The sequence below is a fragment of the Ignavibacteria bacterium genome (assembly GCA_036262055.1).
Taxonomy (GTDB): domain Bacteria; phylum Bacteroidota; class Ignavibacteria; order Tepidaquicellales; family Tepidaquicellaceae; genus DATAJP01.
Window position 1 is genome coordinate 784,793 of sequence record DATAJP010000003.1, and the last position, 18,977, is coordinate 803,769.

Below are 18,977 nucleotides of genomic sequence, written 5' to 3' on the forward strand. Positions count from 1 at the left end.
TTATTATTTTTTATTAAATTCGGAATTTATTTTTTCTATTTTAAGCTCTGCGTCTTTTAACTTAGAGCGGCAGGAATTTATCAGCTTCAATCCTTCCTGATAATATTCCATTATTTTATCGAGCGAAGCATCATCAACTTCGCTTTCAAGCTTTTCTACAATATCCTGTAAACGTTTGTAATTATACTCAAACGATTCTGTGTCTTTTGATTGTTTCGCCATTTACGAAATTATCTCCGCGTCATTTTCGCCGTCTTTGAACTGAATTTTCACGCGGTCGAACAAAACAAGCTCATCTGAATTTGAAACATATTTACCGTTTTTCTTAACGAGTGAATAACCGCGCTTGAGAGTATTTTGCGGAGAGATATTGAATAAAATCTTTTCGATGTAATTTAAGTCGTTTTTGATAGCGCTGAACTTTTCGGTTGTCAGGTTCTTTAACTCATCCTCACAGTCATCAAGTTTCATTTTATAATCATTCAAAATGTCGATTGGCTTATTGAAAAAATAATTGTTTTTTAAGCCGTCAAGATATTCACCTAAGTTATTGATTTTTCCGCTAACTATCTTCTTTATAAGATACTCAGATTGCTTTATTCTTTCAAGATAATCATTTTTATCGGGGAATATCAATTCCGCCGCCGCGGAAGGCGTAGCAGCACGAATATCCGCTACAAAATCGCATATTGTGAAGTCGATTTCATGTCCGATTGCGCTCACGACAGGAATCATACAGTCGCAAATTGCCCGCGCGAGGGCTTCATCGTTAAATCCCCATAAATCCTCAATCGAACCGCCTCCGCGTGCTATACAAATTACGTCGATTTTGTAGCTTAGGTTTTGAGCAAACTTCAGAGCTTTGATTACGTTTTTTGCGGTGGTTGTTCCCTGAACGGTTGCGGGAATGAGAGTAATTTTCGATGCAGGGAAACGTTTTTTTGCTATGCGCTTGAAGTCCTCGATGACTGCGCCGGTTTCGGAAGTTATGATGACAACGTTTTCGGGAAACTCGGGAAGAGGTTTTTTTCTTGCTTCATCGAAAAGTCCTTCATCGAAAAGTTTTTGCTTGAGCATTTCGAATGCCATCTGAAGCTCGCCGAGTCCTGCCTGGTGCATTTCGAAAACATCAATCTGGTATGTCCCGCGGGTTTCATAAAGAGAAATGCGTCCTTTGATGACGACGCGCTGTCCGTCTTTGGGCTCGAATCCAAGCTTGACGCTTCGCGAGTTCCACATAACTGCGCTTACCTGCGACTTGTCGTCTTTGACTACAAAATAAAAATTTCCCGATGGAATATGTTTTTTGCAGTTCGAAATTTCACCCGTTACGAATATATATTGAAATTCATATTCAAGCAGGGATTTTATTCGTCTGGATAACTCACTGACTGTTATGGGAGTTTCGGAAGTTTTGATTGGCAATTCCATATACAAAAATACGAAGAAAAAGGAGGAGAAATTATATAATAATTTCATTATATAATTAATATTTTATTAAAAGCGCAACCACATATTATTATGAAATCAAAGAAAAAAGCCAAAACAATTAAATTAAATTTTAATGATATTATACCTTCAAAATTGAGGTTTAGTCACGATTATTGTTTATTTCTTTTAAAACATATTCTGCACGTTCAGGATTCTTTAATAGCGAATAAAATTTATCACACAAAAATACTTAAAAAGGATTTAAAAGAAGAAGATAGAGAAGAATTTGATAAAGTTTTAAAAAATAAAAATTTTGATTGGTTAATAGAAAAAGGTTATACTAAAATTCATTTTGAGATTATATATAAAGCACTTATTCAAAGATTAATTGATGACTTAATAATATTTATTAGAGAAGCCCTTTTTAATTCTATCAAAGGAGATCTAGTAATCACTTTTACTTTATTAAGAAAACCTTTAAAAGAAAATTTATTAATTTTGGAATGGCTTCTTGTAAATCCTAAAGAGTGTCATAAATTATTTTATTCAGATGTTTCTAAAATCAGCCCTTTAAAGACGAAAGACGAAAAGAAAAAGTTCTTAATTAAAGAAGCTTTACAGAAAATTGACAATTTATTATTAAATGATGAATTAATATTTAATATTCGATATAATAAAGATGCATACTATACATTTCATGTCCTTTGGAATCATTCAATTCATTTAATTACAACATTTGAAGGAACAAAAACTCAAAATACTAACATTAATTATATTTTTTCAACTAATAAGGACATTCAGAATCAATGGAAAGGATTATACTTTTTATTGCCCTATTTACTTTATTACATCTCAGAGATTCAAAATGGACTATTTGGTTTAAAAGAAATTTTAAAAGAAAATGATTACTTTGCAAAAGAAGAAGGCAAAAAAGTATTAGGATTTATTGTATGGGGGATCGAAAATAAATTTTGGGATAAAAAAATTGTCAATTTAAATGTCTTATCTCAGAAAGATAAAATAAAAGATATTGAATGCCCTAAATGCAGTTATATTTTTTCGCTTGATGTTAAAAAAATTAAACAACTGGTTATAGATGATTTCATCCGATGCAATAGATGTAAAACAAAATTCGAATTAAAATAACTCCTTCAAGATTTCTCGAGAAGGGGTTTGATTATAAAGGGATGGGGTGACCCAAAGGGTACCCTTCGTTGCGTTCACAATGACACCACACTCAAATCAGTCCCGTCAATGGTTGTATATTTAACATCCCACAAACATTCCGATACCGGAAAATCCATCCAGCTATAAATATGTGAAGTTATCGTTAAAAAATATGTGAAGTTATCGTTAAATGCTGGTTGCCGGAACCAATAAATAACTGTTTTTTAGTTATTTGCACCAAAAAATAATTTTTAATTATATGACCTAAATCATTCCGAAATTAGTTTTCTTTGTTTAAGTTATAAATGAAGAGATTTAATAAAATAAATATAAACAAAATGAAAAAGATAATTACAATATTATTTCTGTTTATAATAGCAGTCAGCAATGAAAGTTTTTCACAGAACTGGACTGTGATGGAAAGTCCAAATCCAAGTTCCGTCCGTAATATTTTAAGAGGAGTGGGATTCATAAGTTCTAATGACGGTTGGGCAGTTGGAGTATCAGGTGAAACCCAATCAAAGACTTTAGCTTTGCATTGGAACGGCATCAATTGGTCAACAGTTAACTCACCAAGTCCCGGTTCGGAGTATAACGAATTATATGCAGTTCAAGGATTGTCTTCCAATGATGTTTATGCAGTAGGAAATTATGCAGGGATTCCTGCAACTCCTCAGATGCTAATAATACATTGGGATGGCTCTTCGTGGTCACAGATAAGCACACCTGTAATTACAGGCGGAAGCAGCTTGGAATGCATTTTAGCTTTTGGTCCCGATGATATTTATGCAGGCGGTTATCAAGCTATAGGAGCGCCCGGTCCTTTAGTTGGCAATTTGATAGTTCATTGGAACGGTTCAAGCTTGAACATTGAATCTGTTCCAAACCAGGCAACCAATAGAACTAACATGATAACAGATATTAAGGGTGTATCAACAAATGATGTATGGGCAGTAGGTTATTCAAGAAATTTTGGTGAAAATTTTCAAGCAATGGTGCTGCATAAAACCGGTTCAACCTGGAATCTTGTATCAGTTCCTCAGCCCGGAGCTGAAAATTTCTTGTACAGTATTGATGTTATTTCACCCAATGACATTTGGGCTGTAGGTGAATACAATGACGGCACTCAGTATTTCCCATTATATTTGCATTATAATGGAAGCACATGGACTTCGGTCAGTAGTCCGGGCGGAGGTGCAGGAATTGTTCATAACTCAGCAAATGATATTTGGTCAGTGGGTTCATCGTTTGTTCATTATGACGGAAACACCTGGAATACGGTAAGTGCAGCTATACCTTTTCAAGGAAATATGTTAGATATTTCAAGAGTAACATCTTCGGATATGTGGGCTGTAGGTAGATATTACGACGGAGATGTGCCAAAAACTCTGATAATGCATTATGGAAAGTCAACAGGTATTGGACCAACATCAAATATAGTTTCAAAGGATTTCATGTTATACCAAAATTATCCTAATCCATTTAATCCGGCTACAACCATTTCATTTAATATTCCATCAAAAACATTTGTAACAGTAAAAGTTTATGATGCATTAGGAAAAGAATTAGAAACGTTAGTTTCTAAAGAATTGTCAGCAGGATTTTATGAAAGAAATTGGAATGCAGAAAATTTAGCCAGCGGAATTTATTATTATTCAGTGATAACAAATAATTTTACTGATACAAAGAAAATGATTTTGTTAAAGTAGTTTATTATAAAACAGACCCCTTCAAGACTCTCTTGAAGGGGTCTGATAGGTTATATTGGTAAGAAATTAGGGGCTAAATTTGTTTTACATTAAATATATTTGCTTATCAAAATCAACAGTTTATCGTTTCTTCGAATTTGTTTGATATCCATCGAATCGCAATTGTTTTGAACATGATTACCGGGTTTTCATTTTTTAAAAATATTTACAACTAATAACAAACTACATTCATTAATCTACAAATCTATTAAACTGATTTATTTTGTTAAGCCGTAGAATGTTATTGTGCGGCTCTGGCATAAGTCAACGTTATTTACCACATAGTCCGTGCCATCAATAGTTGTATATTTTATATCCCACAAACACTCTGCAACGGGAAAATCCATCCATCTATAAGCATAATTATTTGTTGTTAAAATACTTACTCCGGGGACTAATATATCATCACCATATTTTTCCATATTTGCGGGTGAAAAATATATTGAATGAATTGTGGTGCCGGTATTATTTATGATTGCATAATCGCGGGTTTCGACAGTTCCTGTTGATGCGTCTGCATCTTGAGCATTTGCAGCCGCTGTTGCCGCAAACAAAATCCCGATGAAAAGCAATGCTGATAAAATAAATTTCTTCATAATTTAATTCTCCTATGATAATTTTAATCGTGTTTATAGTAATTGTATAACATTATAATAACAAAAGTCATACCACAGCAAAACATTCATTTTTTATGGAAATTAAGGATTTAATGGGACACTTTAATAAAAAATAATGACAACACAGTCACTTTTGACAAAAGCCATCAACGTTTATCCCTAAAAACTGTTATTATAAAAAGTTTATACTGGCATAAGAATTGTTTTTAATTTTATGGCAATCTATGATAATACAGTATGAATGAATTTTTATTTGTAATATTAAAGACAATCGGCATATACATTCTGATATTAGTTTGTTTGCGTTTACTCGGAAAAAAAGGAATTGCCGAATTATCTGCAGCTGATTTAGTTCTGATTATAATTATAGGTGAAGGAATCAGCACAATGATTCCACAAGAGACAGGGTTTGGCGGAGTTGTTATTTATGTCATTGCTCTTTCGGCAGCTAATTACGGAATCGAATATTGGGCTTTTAAATCGAAAAAGTTTAATAAGATACTTGAAGGAGAACCGGTAATACTGATTCGCAAAGGAAAAATGATGAAGAGAAATATGGATAAAGAAAGAGTAACACTTGAAAATTTAAAAGAAGCATTGAGAACAAAAGGAGTTTCGCATGTGGATGAAGTGGATTTGGCAATTTTAGAAACAGACGGTGAAATCAGCGTAATACCCGTTAAATCTATGGTAACGGAAAGTTCAGAGAAGAATTAAGAGTGAAAATACAAGTGTAGTACTGTTCTTTCAATATTATTTCATACTGTTAAAGAGAAAACCCTCCGCGTACTACCGGGAGGGTTTTCTCGCTTTATACATATATAAAATGCAAAAGCCACTAAAAAGTGGCTTTTTTGTTGCTCGGCGTGTAGGATTTGAACCTACAACCCTTCGGTTAACAGCCGAATGCTCCACCATTGAGCTAACGCCGAATAATATTATAATTTAGCATATTTACATTTTTTAATCAATTTTAAAATCAATACATGATAGAAAATTTACAATATTTTCGTTGACCTTAATCAAGTTGAGTGTGACATTTAATATGAATTGAAATAGGCATTATATTTGTATATTTTTACAGTAATTAGTAGTTTAGTCAACGGCGAACGTAGCTCAGTTGGTAGAGCGCCAGATTGTGGCTCTGGTGGTCGCGGGTTCGAGCCCCGTCGTTCGCCCTCTTTTATTATGTATATTTTAAATTTTGTCTTTGAACCCTGAAACAAAAGTTAAATTATCCGAGGAATCGAACATAAATTCAACCGAGGATGAAAACCTAAACGAGGATGAGTTTAATGAGTCCGAACCCGACAATCTATCGGAAGAAGACTTAAAGCAGCTCAAAAAGGACTTCGAAAATGAAGCTCTTCCTCATATGTCACTGCTGCACAATTATGCATATAGAATGTGCAATAGCCAGCTTGACGCAGATGACCTCGTACAGGAGACATATTTGCGCGCATACAGATTCTTTCATAAATTTGAGAAAGGAACTAATTGCAAAGCGTGGCTGTTTAGGATAATGAAAAATTTGTTTATCAACAAGTACCGGAAAAACCAGAAAGAACCCGGAAAAGTTGACTATGAGGACATAGAGAATTTTTATGACAGCATAAAGTCAGAGCGAGTAGATTCAACAGACCTTCAGGAGAAAATGTTTGCGAATACTCTTGATGATGAAGTAATCACTGCTCTGAATTCGCTGCAGGACGATTTCAAAACAGTAGTTATTTTATGCGACCTTGAGGGACTAAGCTACGAAGAGATAGCGGAGTTCGTTCAATGCCCGATAGGGACTGTCCGCAGCCGTCTTCATAGAGGGAGAAAGATGCTTCAGCAAAAGTTATTGGAATATGCACGCGACAAGGGCTTCGATGTAAAAAAAGCTTTAGAGGATTAATTGAAGAATAGAAGAATAATTACCTAATATGTCAGACTTAAACCACAACAGTAACAACAGTAAAGAAAAACTTTACGAAGAAATTACTTCTTTCATCGACGGAGAAATTACCGACGATAATGAAAAGAAGAGAATTGAAAAACTCATTTCCGAAAATGAGGACTTAAGAAACAGATACATTCTTGAGCTGAAGACAAAGAAGCTTCTTAAGGCACGCCTCAAAAACATTGACACACCTTTATATCTAAGACAGAACATCCAGAACGGTATAAATGCAGAGTTTGAAAAGAAACTAAGCGAAGTCAGCGTAAAAAATTCAACACACGTTAATAATCATAAACCAGTTCTACAGCAAAGAAAATATTTTTATTATTTTGCATCGGCATTTGTGGTGCTCCTTGCTGTTTTCATTGTAATGAATTTTGTGAACTTCAACAAAACCGCAACTGCAAACGAGGACATGGTAGAAAAATCTGCGGAGCTTTATGAAAGAATTGCGGCAGGTGATTTCCAGATTCAATATAAGACTTCTGATGCAAAAAGTTTGGAAAACTTTTTCAAAGAAAGATGTGATTTTCAAGTTTTTGTTCCTGATTTAAATGATGCTCAGCTTTTAGGCGGCGTATATAATGAAGTAAACGGCTTGAAAGCGGTTCATTTTGTGCATAAAAAAGGCGACCATTTGATTTATACTCTTCAGCTGAAAAAGAAAGATATGATGGATGACAATGATAACGGCTTATTGCTTACCGAAGAATTTAAGAATAACATTTTCGCTGGAAAAAACTGGCAGCCGTGCAAACGAAAGCAATCTGATAATGTAATTGTATGGTACAAAGATGATGACGTTGTTTGCTCATCAGTATCTAAACTTCAAAGCGATGAAATTCTCACTACCCTTAATAACATAAAATAAAAATTATAAAATGAAATATTTTAATTTCTTATTCGTTGCATTGCTCAGTGGTTTTTTAATTTCATGCGGCACTAATGACAAAAACACGACAACTACTACTAACAATAATAACAACACGACTAATACCACTACAAATAATCAGACCACGCAGACTCCTAAATCCACAACAGGTCAGATAGCAGCTGTTTCATCAGTTCAGCCGTCAACAGGCAAGAACGTTGCTCCGAATTTCACATGGACAGCAGACGGAAAAAGCGCTTCATTAAATGACCTCAAAGGCAATGTTGTATTCGTTAACCTTTGGGCAACATGGTGCGGACCATGCAAAGCAGAGATGCCTGACCTTTCTGAAATTTCTCAGGAGCTTAACGGTAAAAATTTCAAGATGCTCGGAGTGAGCGTATTTGAGCAGGAAGACGGAGCAGTCCAAAGCTTCTTACAGAAGAATCCTGTTTCATACCAGATTTTAACCGGCAATGATGATTTAGTCAGCGCTTTCAGTAAAGCAATCAACAAAGATATTAATGCTATCCCTATGACGCTGATAATCGATAAAGACGGAAACATTGTAGAAGCAATTGAAGGGAAAAGAAGCAAGGAAGAGTTTTTGAAAATGATTAATAAATATCTCGTTTAAAAACGTTGTAAACATTATAGAATAAATGATTTGGAAATTGTCCCGTGCAACGCGGGACAATTTTTTTATATATGGGGATTTAGTGAACAGTCAGGACATCTGTTCAGCTACAGGATGAATAAAAAAATTTCAATATTAGGTTCGACCGGTTCGATTGGCGTTAATACTTTAAACGTCATAAAAAACCTTAATTCTAACGGTTATGGTATAGAAATTGTATATTTAACCGTTAACAAAAATATTGATGAATTATCCGCTCAAATAAAAGAATTTAAGCCAAAAGGTGTTGTAATAACAGATGAAAAGGCATATTCTGATTTTTTAAATGCAGGAAAGTTTAAAGATATAGAAGTTCTTAAAGGTGATGAAGCATTAGTTGAAATATGCAAGCGTGATGATTACGACATTCTTGTAAGCTCGCTTGTCGGGTTTGCAGGTTTGATGCCGACAATTGAAGCAGTGAAAAAAGGAAAGCGTGTTGCGCTTGCTAACAAAGAGACTCTCGTAGCAGGCGGAAAGATTATTTATGATTTGGCTGCAAAGCATAAATCAGAAATACTTCCGATTGACAGTGAGCATTCTGCAATACTTCAGTGTCTTACTGGTGAAGATACTTCAGGTGATAATTCGACAATATCAAAATTAATTTTAACTGCATCCGGAGGACCGTTCAGAAATTTAGATAAAAAAGATTTCAAGAATATTTCAATCGAGCAAGCGCTTAATCATCCTAACTGGAAGATGGGCAGAAAAATCACGATTGATTCCGCGACATTAATGAACAAAGGACTCGAAGTCATTGAAGCAAAATGGCTTTTCAATTTAGATGTTGACCAGATTGAAATTCTTGTTCACCCGCAGTCAATCATTCATTCAATGGTTGAATTTGTCGATGGCTCGATTAAGGCGCAACTCGGAATTCCCGATATGCGTATCCCTATACAGTATGCCATTACATTTCCCGAGAGAATCCAATCGGATTTCCCGAGGATGGATTTCAGGAAATATAATACTTTATGTTTCGAGGAGCCTGATTTTGACAAGTTTGAATGCCTGAAAATTGCTTATGACGTTATCAAGCAGGGAGGCACGTATCCCACGGTTATGAACGCCGCAAATGAAATTGCAATCGAACTTTTCCTCAATTCTAAGGTAAAATTTACAGATATCCCGGCTATTATCAAAAATAGTCTTGATAGTCATAAAAATCTAAAGGATTTTGAAGTAGAAGATATATTATATATTGATAAAAACACTAGAAATGATGTTTTTATGAAGTACTCAAATTAAAAATTTATAAAACTGATAAATGGAATTATTTAACACAATATTTTACTTTCTGATAGTTATCGGAATACTTGTTTTTGTCCACGAATTTGGACATTTCGCGGCAGCCAGAATGATGGGAATGCGCGCGGAAGTTTTTGCTTTGGGAATCGGATACAGATTATTCGGATGGAATAAAGTAACCGGATTTTCATTCGGCAAAATGAAAGAAAACGTCGAGCTTGGCGACCATACGGATTACCGTTTATGCGCCTTCCCTATCGGCGGATATGTTAAAGTAGCGGGAATGGTTGACGAATCTATGGATAAAAATTTCATAGAAGAAGCTCCGAAACCTTGGGAGTTCCGCTCAAAGCCCGTTTGGAAAAGAATGGTTGTTATAACCGCAGGTGTTATAATGAACATCCTGCTTGCATTTTTTATTTTTTATGCGCTCACGCTTATCAAAGGAAAAAATTTAACCGAGACAACAACCGTCGGTTATGTAAGCATAAATACACCGGCATATAGTGCAGGCATAAGACCAGGCGACAGAATTCTTTCAATCAATAATAATCCTGTTCATTACTGGGAAGACATTACTTCTTCCATTTACATTGATAATCTTGGAGAAGCATTGACTTTTGCAATTAACAGGAACGGAAAAGATACCGTCATAAGAGTTACAAAAGAACAGCTTGGCGATATCACCGAAAAGAACGTCGGGTTGTTTCCCGAAAAAGTTATGCCTCTTGTGAATATGGTTGTATCAGGCAAACCGGCTGAATTAGCAGGATTGCAGGTGAATGACATTATAACTGAATTTAACGGCGTTAAGATAAGCAACTCACAACAATTGATTGAAACGATTAAAGCAAATGCTAACAGAACTTCTGAAATTAAATGGACGCGCGATGGTCAGGTGATGTCGGGAATGGTTACGCCGGGAGTTGACTCAACAATCGGAATAGGCATAAGCGCAAAATACGAAGGACCTGTTAAGACCGAAAATTACAACGTAATCAGCGCAGTTCCAAAAGCGGCTTCGGATATGTATTATTACGGTGTTGAGGTTTTCTTTAGTTCGATTTACAAAATCATAAAGGGCGACATTCCTTTTAATAAAGCAATCGGTGGTCCTGTGAAGATTGCGCAGGTATCTGCACAATCTGCTGAGGGCGGTATTTTTACTTTCATTAGTTTCCTTGCATTGCTCTCGATGTCGCTCGCGGTAATTAACATACTTCCCTTCCCTGCTCTTGACGGCGGACATTTCGTGATGCTTGCTTATGAGGGAATCGTGAGACGTCCCGTGCCTTACAAAGTTCAGATTGTTTTACAAAACGTCGGCTTCGCGTTATTGCTTGTGCTGATGTTGTTTGTGATATATAATGATATAATATCGCTGTAAGAGAGTTTTAAAATAAAATTGTAATAACACAAAAGGGGCGAAAGCCCCTTTTTATTTATACACAGATCTTCTGAACTTGAAAAGCCCTTGTTGGTGTTTTCACCAACAAGCATCAGAAATTATGTTTCGTTGGAGTCCCTGCGGAGACTCCAGCGGGGGCGTAAAATGTTTATTTCTAATAATGGGATTCCTGCCTGCGCAGGAATGACATAGAGGGGGTGGATTGCCGCCTACGCGGGAATGACATTGGTTATTTGTTTTGTGCTTTCGTGTTTTTGTGTTCAGAAAAACTTCGTTTTTTACTGTTATTTTTTATTTTCTCTGTGTTCTCTGTGGCAATTTATGTTTCACTAATGGGATTCCTGCGTGACCCAAAGGGTACCCCGCAGGAATGACACCCTTAAGGGGATTCTTCGTCGCAAGCTCCTCAGAATGACACACGGTGCAGTTTTTTATTCCATTGTAACAGTATCGGTAATTAGCTATTTTTGTATATATTTAAAAATCAGCTTATATATGTACCACCGGAGAGGTGGGTGAGTGGCTGAAACCAACGGTTTGCTAAACCGTCGTAGGGGGTAAACCCTTACCGAGAGTTCGAATCTCTCCCTCTCCGCAACGTGAGATAGTGTTGAAAATACTTCCAAATTAAACCTTAAAGATGTCTTTAAGGTTTTTTTGTTTATAAATAAATCAGCTCGTTGATTGAGTAAAACCAAAAATAATATCGTAAAAAAAGATTCTTATAAAGATTCTCCTGCCGAGCTTAGCAGTAAGCCGCTTAACGGAGAGCTTAGTGATGAATTCACTGAAACGTCTAATGAAGAAGCTCTCAGGGAATTAATCGACAAGCAGAATGATGAGAATGCTGCGCTGAGGTATAATAATCCAATTTCGGCAATCAAAAATTCGCAAGAGATACTAAAGCAGTCGAAAGAAATTAATTATGTCAAAGGGCAGGCAAAAGCATATTTAAATATTGCTTCGGGAAATCTTGCGCTCGGTGATGCACAAAAAGCAATCGAGTATTCAAAGATTGCTCTTGATCATTATGCGAAGATAGACAACAAAGCAGGAATTGCATCTACTTACGGTTCATTGAGCAGCGCTTATTCAAGTCTGGGAGATTATGAGCTTGCGCTGAGGTATGCGTTTGAAGCGCTGAAATTTGCAAATGAAATCAGCAATGAACGGAATAAAGCATACCTATTAAATAACATAGGCAACATTCACGAAGCAATCGGCGACTATGAGGAAGCACTGGATTACTATTTTCAAAGTCTGGAGCTAAAAGAAAAAATTAATGAAGAGCCAAGCACAACGTTCACGCTAATGAACATAGGACTTGTATATATTGAGCTTCAGGATTATGAAAAGGCACGTGAGTATTTAAATCAGGGATTGAGAACTTTAAGGAAACTGAAAAACCTTGATGGGATGGCAAACGTCATTAACAATCTAGGAATGATTGAAAGCCATACAGGTAATTACAAAAAAGCAGTCGACCTTTATTCCGAGGTGGTTGATATCAGAAGACAGCTTAAAGACAGAAAACACGAGGCAGGAGTGCTGATAAACCTTGCTTATAATCTTCATAAGACAGGCAAAGTAAAGGAAGCGATGAACGAGATTAATCACGCGATGAAAATTTTGAATGAGATTGAGATGCCTGAGTTTAAATCCACCGGATACAGCACTCTCGGTGATATTTACTTAGATGAGAAACAATATGAAGAAGCATATTATAATTACACAAAAGCGCTTGAAATTGCCAAGAAAATAAAAAACAAGAAGTTGATTTTCAGACTGCATAGCAGTCTTTCGGATTATTATGAAAGAAAAGGCGATTACAAAAAAGCCCTTGAAGAGATAAAAACTTCTGAAAAAATTCAAAAAGACCTGATAACTGAGAAGACTCTGCTTAAGACAAAAAGCTTTAACATAAAATATGAAGTAAAAAAATTCCGGGAAGAAAAAGCAGCCGCAGAAAAAAAGAGCAAGGAGATTATGGAAGCTCTTAAAAAAGTCGAACACCTTAATAAAAAATTAATCGATTTAGACAAAGATAAAAACGAAATGATTGGCATTGTTGCGCATGACATGCGGAATCCTGTTTCAACGATTATTATGATAACCGATCAGCTTCTCGAAGATTTCAACGCCTTAAAAAAAGAGGAACTTGTATCCAGCATTGAGGACATTAAAGCAACTTCCGAAAAAATGCTTAACCTTCTGAAGAACATTTTAAACCTGAATTTAATCGAAGCTGGAAAAATTGAGTTAAAGCCGACTAAACTAAACCTTGTGAATTCCATAAAAAAATCCGTTGATGCGTTTAAAAAACATGCCCAGCAAAAAAATATAAATCTAATTTTTAATACCAAAGAAAAATCAATAACAGCCAAGTATGATAAAGATGCATTCTCACAGATATTGGATAACCTTCTTTCCAACGCCATAAAGTTTACACCCAAAAATAAAAATGTTTTTGTGAATGTATCACGCAACGAAAAAATTGCAAGAATTGAAATTATTGATGAAGGCGAAGGCATCAGGAAAGAGGAAATAAGTAAACTATTTCAGAAGTATTCACGCTTAAGCTCGACTCCGACAGGCGGAGAGACCTCGAACGGATTAGGACTTTCTATTGCAAAAAAATTTACAGAAGAAATGCACGGAAGATTATGGTGTGAAAGTGTGTACGGCAAAGGTGCAAAATTCGTCATCGAACTGCCCGTAATGACAGATTAAAAATTTAATAATATTTTTTTGTATAAAAAAAGACCGTATAGCTTCCGCCATACGGTCTTTTAATTTAGGATAAATAAAATATTTTATTTTACCAAAAGCATTTTCTTTACGTCAGAGAAATTATTTGCGGTTAGCTTATAGAAATAAACCCCTGATGATAATGAAGACGCATTGAAATCAACTGTATACGAGCCGGCATTTAATTCAGAGTTAATCAGAGTCGCAACTTCTCTTCCGAGAGCGTCATAAACAACAAGACTTGCAAATCCTTTTACAGGCAAACTAAATTTAATATTTGTTACCGGGTTAAAAGGATTCGGATAATTCTGAGAAAGAGTATATTGCTCAACGATTCCGTTATTCGGATTTATGCCGGTTGGAGTAATGTTTGAACCATCATACCAGACACTTGATGAAAACCCTGCAAAAGTAACTCCGCCACCGAATCCGCCACCACTTCTGAAACCTGCTACATCAGGAGAAATTATTGTTGAACCGTCATTAGTTTGATTTACAATAGTTCTGCCTGCAAATCCTGATGTAATATCTGTTGTGGAAGTATAAATAACCGTGTCATATAAAACATCCTGAGACACGAAGCTCACTCGATATGCTCCTTGTCTTTCCTGACAATCAATTCTCGGTCTGCTTTCATTATTAGGATTGGCAGATATATCAGCGGTGTTCCCCCACCAGCTGCTTAATCCCGGTACCCAATAATTATATCTTGCATTTCCGTTTGCAGCACCGAAATCTTCTCTGAAGACAATTGCCATTCCGTTATTTTGTCTGTTGACTGCTAATTCGCATTCCAATTCCGGTTGGGCACTTGCATTGATGTTAAATTGTGTCCAAGCCGGCGAGTTTCCGAGAATACCGAGCCATACTCTCATAAGCCTTAAATTAGGATTTGCGGGAGTAACATCGTTTGTCATTATGACATAAATGGAATCAGCCGTAGGATAAGAATTATATTCTATATCAATACTAAAATCATTAAAAGTATTTCTAACCGTATCAATTCTCCATGTCCAACCCCAGTCCGTAGAGAATGAACAAAGAAGCTGGTTTCCTGCGCCAGTTCCGGAGTTTACTCTCTGGTATGCCGTGTACCAATATGTTAGTCCTGCGCTGTACAAAAATCCGTCTGATGTGATTGAAGGATTTGCATATCCTGAACCTGCAGGCGTTGCATAAATGCTCGCTGCACGAAATCCTGTACCCTCTGTTGTCATACTTATCCAGAAAAGTTGTCCGTCATTTTCACTTCCGATAGTATTTACAGCACAGGAAATTCCGATTCTAAATGCATTCGCAGAATCTGTTATGAACATATCAAAAGAATGAAATTGCAAAGGGGCGGCAATGATGACAGTCTGAAAATTTGTCCATATGGTTCCATCATTTGTGGATTTATAAAGCTTTATCGAGTCTCTCGTGCTTACAATAAAAGCTGCATATTTATTTCCGAGGGAATCTACTTCCAGGTCAAGAGTTTTATTATTTCTTGCATTACCCGTAAAGACATTCCTCGGGTAAAGCCTTACATCGCCCGGACCCCAATCCCCTTCTATGAAAGGAGCTTTCATATTTCCTTCAGGATACTGTGCTCTTATTTGAAATGCATCCTGCGAATAATGAAATTTTTCAGGAAATTGGCTTTTTAACTGCTCACTTAGTTGTTTATATTGCTCAAAGTTACCTGCTTTCTTTGCATTGGCAATTTGCGCTAATAAATTTGCATAAGGAGAGTTATCCGTTTGAACGGTTTGTTCCGGATTTGCCTCTCTGTAAACTTCGTCATGGGACTGAGCATTGATATTGGCAACAAAAAACATCAATGAAATAAATATAATTATGGAGTAGAACGGTTTCATTATATTTCTCCTTTTAATTTTAACAGATTAAATTTAAATGAAAAAAATAAGAATAAAAAGGTAAGTGGGCATTGAAAAAATTGACAAATAATGCAGATTAACTAATTATAATTAAAAATGTCTTTGAATTTTCCTGAATTAATTAATTCTTTAAAATAAGCGGCAAAGTCAGGGGAAATCTGAAACGGCTGGGTTCTGAAAAGGTCTTCACAAACTTCCTCCGATAAATTAATAAACTCATTAAGTTTTTTTCCAACTTCTTTTTCAATCGTGTTATAATAATTTACATTAAATCTCAAACTTTGCGGATTGACATATCCCACATCAAGCAATTCTTTTGTTTTCTTCTCGCATCTGCAGGGATTATTTTTATTTACAAGCCCGCATTTATTATTCATAAAGCTATACATATCTTTTCTTGCACGTGAGAGTTTCTGACGAAAATTATCACGGCTTATGTTCATAATCTCAGCTCCGGTTTTGTCGGTAACACCAAACATTGCACCAAGAACATATACCATTCTTTGTTCCCTATCGAGGCAAAGCAGCATTCCGAACATACAGCTGTATTTAACTTCTTCAACAATTATTTTCATATCCACCGAGTAATTGCTATTATCGGGCAATTCATAATCAGGTGTTTCATCAATCAGATTTCCGTAAATCGAGAAAGAATTCGCATGCATTTTTTCACCGGAAGTTTTTTTGAAATTCAGGATATGGTTTACTGCAATTCTATAAATCCATGTTCTCAATTTACTTTTAGCTTCGAAACGGGAGAGGTTCGTAATTACTTTAATGAGGACTTCCTGAGTAATATCTTTTGCTTCCTCGGGATTGAAAACCATCCGTAATGCAATGTTGTAAATGTAATTCTGATTGTCTTTTATAATTTGTTCAAGCGCTTTTTTATCACCGTTTTTTGCTAATTCGATGGTTTCAAGGTCATTTTCATCAAATTTATAGTTTTCCGACAATGGGTTTTTCATATATAATAATTTATTATATACATTAGACAGTTGAAATGCACAAGTGTGACAAAATAAAAAAGACCGTTCCGCAAGTTGCAGAACGGTCTTTCCGTATGAAGAATAAAAAAAATTATTTAATCAGCATCATTTTTTTTGTCATTTGATATTGCTGTCCGTTGTTTCCGTTTGCAAAGAGTCTATAGAAATATACTCCGCTTGCAAAACTGGAAGCATTGAAAGAAACTGTGTAATAGCCTGCTGTCTGAATTTCGTTCACAAGCTGCGCAACTTCTCTTCCTGTAATGTCATAAATTTTTAACATGATTTTTCCGTCAAGCGGTAAATCATAATTTATTTTTGTTACAGGATTAAACGGATTCGGATAATTCTGTGATAAATCGAATTTATTCGGAATACCGACATTTATTTCAGATGATAAATTATAATACTCAAAGTTGCCATTGTAATCTATTTGTTTGAGTCTGTAATTATATTTACCTGTATTCAATCCTCTGTCAGTAAATGAATATGATTTTGTTTCATGTGTGGTACCGCTTCCGGTTACAAATCCGGCTTTCGTCCATTGACCGTCACTTGTTTTTCTTTCAATATCAAAACCTGAATTATTTATTTCTTCAGCTGTTGACCAATTCAGATTAACGTCTCGTTGAGATACTGAAGCTGTGAATGAAGAAAGCTCAACAGGAAGAACGCCTCCATTATTTTCAATCCATTCTGCAATTTTCTGGAATACATTAATAGGTGCTTCAACAACATCAGTGCTTGGTCTGAATGCCCAATACTGATTTGTTCCATAAAACATATTATATGTTGAACCGGCATAATATACAGCGTTAGCAGTATCATTAGTTGTCAGCGTAGCAGGAACGAATGCTGCTGAACCTCCGTTAACTGCCATTACGAAGTCAGGATAGCTACCCGTAACATAATTATTATTTAAACCTGAAAAATCATTAACTCCATTAAATGTGCTGTCAGCCGCTGCAATTGTAGATAGCCAGTTATCGCCCCAATACATTGATCTCAGATATTGACGGTAGAAGACAGTATCTGCTGCAGGAGCTGATGCATTTCTTCTCGGGTCATTATAATATCCTAAATCATTGGAGAAAATCATAAAGGTTTTTTTAACGCCTGAACCGGATAAAGGCAATGGAGCATTATCCAGGAATGATTTCATTGAATCTCTTAATGCAGGACTCCAGTTTGCACTATTACCAAGCAATACAATAAGTGTTTGCCAGCTGCTGAAAGATACATTCGGGAAAGTTGTAAGAACATCATACTTTCCTGCATAACCAGATTGGTTCATGTGTGACATTAATGAATCAGCACTTTGCTGGTCAGCATTAAGTATTAGAACATCTTTAGGATTGCTTACTGTGAATGATGTCTTTAATGTATCATTGCTTCTATCCTGGTCAGTTACCAAACTTGTATAGATTGTTACGTTATATGTTCCTGCAACATTCGGAGTAAAGTTATCCGGGAAAGAAATGCTTTTTGAAGTTCCGGCTGCTAAAGTATCTGATGTTGTAGTAGTTAAGTTTGCAGGACCTGTTATCTGATAAGTAATGTTAAACGGAACTATTTGAGAAAGAGTACCGAAATTTCTTATCGTTGCATTGGGAGTAATCTGTGTATTTGATGTGAACAATGTGCCCGTAGGAGCATTATTGGCTGTAACACCGACATCATTTAAAACCGGTTCACCTACTGTTACATCGTCAATAAAAATTCCATTTCCGTCATAATTCTGATGTCTGAAACCAATCCAGCAAGTCTGTCCGGAATAACCACCGATATAGACTGTGAACTTATTCCAAGTGCCTGATGTGATTTCGTTTGTGTTAAATTCAACAAGAACAGTTGAAAAACTAGTATAGACAGAGTCTGTATTTGAAATAAATACAAACATAGAATCGGGCGGGTAATTACTTGAATATTGTCTTCTGGCATAAAATGTAAGTGAATCCGTTACGCCGGGAACAAATCTTTTTGAAATGAGCCAGTCCATGGAAGGTTCAGATGCATCATAATTACTGAATGCACTTGCAACACCTGTTCTTTTCTGGGCAGTGCTTCTCACCCATTCAACACTGCCGGAAATGTTAGCTCTAGTCCAACCAGCTGGAGGAAAGGTCGTATCTTCAAACCCTTCATTCAACTTGTATTGAGCTTCAGATGTAGGTGCGGAAATTAAAAAAATTGAAAAAATAAATAAAAGAATAGTAAACGTTTTTCGTTTCATTTTCATCCCCTTA

At 35.8% G+C, this 18,977-nt stretch carries 15 protein-coding genes and 3 tRNA genes; 11 read left to right on the forward strand and 7 right to left on the reverse strand.

Going from position 1 to position 18,977, the window contains the following annotated elements:
* Window positions 1-3: 3 nt before the first annotated feature.
* Window positions 4-222, reverse strand: coding sequence for an exodeoxyribonuclease VII small subunit (gene xseB / locus VHP32_10575; protein HEX2788342.1), 219 nt, complete (start codon window positions 220-222; stop codon window positions 4-6).
* On the reverse strand, window positions 223-1,431 hold the full coding sequence (gene xseA, locus VHP32_10580; protein ID HEX2788343.1) for an exodeoxyribonuclease VII large subunit: 1,209 nt from the start codon (window positions 1,429-1,431) through the stop codon (window positions 223-225).
* Between the two features lie 90 nt (window positions 1,432-1,521).
* Between xseA and VHP32_10585 the strand changes: the two genes are divergently transcribed.
* Together VHP32_10585 and VHP32_10590 are read left to right on the forward strand one after the other, a co-directional pair.
* On the forward strand, window positions 1,522-2,577 hold the full coding sequence (locus VHP32_10585; protein HEX2788344.1) for a hypothetical protein: 1,056 nt from the start codon (window positions 1,522-1,524) through the stop codon (window positions 2,575-2,577).
* A gap of 359 nt (window positions 2,578-2,936) precedes the next feature.
* Window positions 2,937-4,307 carry a T9SS type A sorting domain-containing protein gene (locus VHP32_10590; GenBank protein ID HEX2788345.1) on the forward strand — a complete coding sequence of 457 codons (1,371 nt, stop codon included), beginning with the start codon at window positions 2,937-2,939 and terminating at the stop codon, window positions 4,305-4,307.
* Window positions 4,308-4,564: 257 nt separating this feature from the next.
* Here VHP32_10590 and VHP32_10595 read toward each other — a convergent pair whose 3' ends face one another.
* The gene (locus VHP32_10595) at window positions 4,565-4,942 is read right to left on the reverse strand and encodes a hypothetical protein (protein HEX2788346.1); all 378 of its coding nucleotides are present in this window, start codon (window positions 4,940-4,942) and stop codon (window positions 4,565-4,567) included.
* Window positions 4,943-5,200: 258 nt separating this feature from the next.
* Between VHP32_10595 and VHP32_10600 the strand changes: the two genes are divergently transcribed.
* Entirely contained in the window at window positions 5,201-5,680 is a 480-nt protein-coding gene (locus tag VHP32_10600) for a YetF domain-containing protein (protein HEX2788347.1), read from the forward strand.
* Between the two features lie 143 nt (window positions 5,681-5,823).
* Here the strand turns inward: VHP32_10600 and VHP32_10605 are convergent.
* A tRNA-Asn gene (locus VHP32_10605) sits at window positions 5,824-5,895 on the reverse strand.
* Window positions 5,896-6,068: 173 nt separating this feature from the next.
* On the opposite strand from VHP32_10605, the gene VHP32_10610 reads away from it, so the two are divergent.
* The 8 genes from VHP32_10610 (at window position 6,069) to VHP32_10645 (ending at window position 13,844) form a co-directional block, all read left to right on the forward strand.
* A tRNA-His gene (locus tag VHP32_10610) sits at window positions 6,069-6,141 on the forward strand.
* 32 nt (window positions 6,142-6,173) lie between these two features.
* Entirely contained in the window at window positions 6,174-6,863 is a 690-nt protein-coding gene (locus VHP32_10615; GenBank protein HEX2788348.1) for a sigma-70 family RNA polymerase sigma factor, read from the forward strand.
* Between the two features lie 28 nt (window positions 6,864-6,891).
* A complete protein-coding gene (locus tag VHP32_10620; GenBank protein HEX2788349.1) occupies window positions 6,892-7,779 on the forward strand; it encodes a hypothetical protein in 888 nt (295 codons plus the stop codon).
* Window positions 7,780-7,789: 10 nt separating this feature from the next.
* On the forward strand, window positions 7,790-8,416 hold the full coding sequence (locus tag VHP32_10625) for a TlpA disulfide reductase family protein (GenBank protein ID HEX2788350.1): 627 nt from the start codon (window positions 7,790-7,792) through the stop codon (window positions 8,414-8,416).
* A 114-nt stretch (window positions 8,417-8,530) separates the two neighbouring features.
* Window positions 8,531-9,706, forward strand: coding sequence for a 1-deoxy-D-xylulose-5-phosphate reductoisomerase (locus VHP32_10630; GenBank protein HEX2788351.1), 1,176 nt, complete (start codon window positions 8,531-8,533; stop codon window positions 9,704-9,706).
* A 19-nt stretch (window positions 9,707-9,725) separates the two neighbouring features.
* Entirely contained in the window at window positions 9,726-11,093 is a 1,368-nt protein-coding gene (gene rseP, locus VHP32_10635; GenBank protein ID HEX2788352.1) for an RIP metalloprotease RseP, read from the forward strand.
* 526 nt (window positions 11,094-11,619) lie between these two features.
* A tRNA-Ser gene (locus VHP32_10640) sits at window positions 11,620-11,709 on the forward strand.
* 89 nt (window positions 11,710-11,798) lie between these two features.
* Entirely contained in the window at window positions 11,799-13,844 is a 2,046-nt protein-coding gene (locus VHP32_10645; protein ID HEX2788353.1) for a tetratricopeptide repeat-containing sensor histidine kinase, read from the forward strand.
* Between the two features lie 83 nt (window positions 13,845-13,927).
* Here VHP32_10645 and VHP32_10650 read toward each other — a convergent pair whose 3' ends face one another.
* The 3 genes from VHP32_10650 to VHP32_10660 form a co-directional block, all read right to left on the reverse strand.
* Window positions 13,928-15,721, reverse strand: a complete 1,794-nt coding sequence (locus VHP32_10650) for a T9SS type A sorting domain-containing protein (protein ID HEX2788354.1) — start codon at window positions 15,719-15,721, stop codon at window positions 13,928-13,930.
* Between the two features lie 101 nt (window positions 15,722-15,822).
* A complete protein-coding gene (locus VHP32_10655; GenBank protein HEX2788355.1) occupies window positions 15,823-16,710 on the reverse strand; it encodes an RNA polymerase sigma factor in 888 nt (295 codons plus the stop codon).
* A 112-nt stretch (window positions 16,711-16,822) separates the two neighbouring features.
* The gene (locus tag VHP32_10660; GenBank protein ID HEX2788356.1) at window positions 16,823-18,964 is read right to left on the reverse strand and encodes a choice-of-anchor J domain-containing protein; all 2,142 of its coding nucleotides are present in this window, start codon (window positions 18,962-18,964) and stop codon (window positions 16,823-16,825) included.
* Window positions 18,965-18,977: the final 13 nt, after the last annotated feature.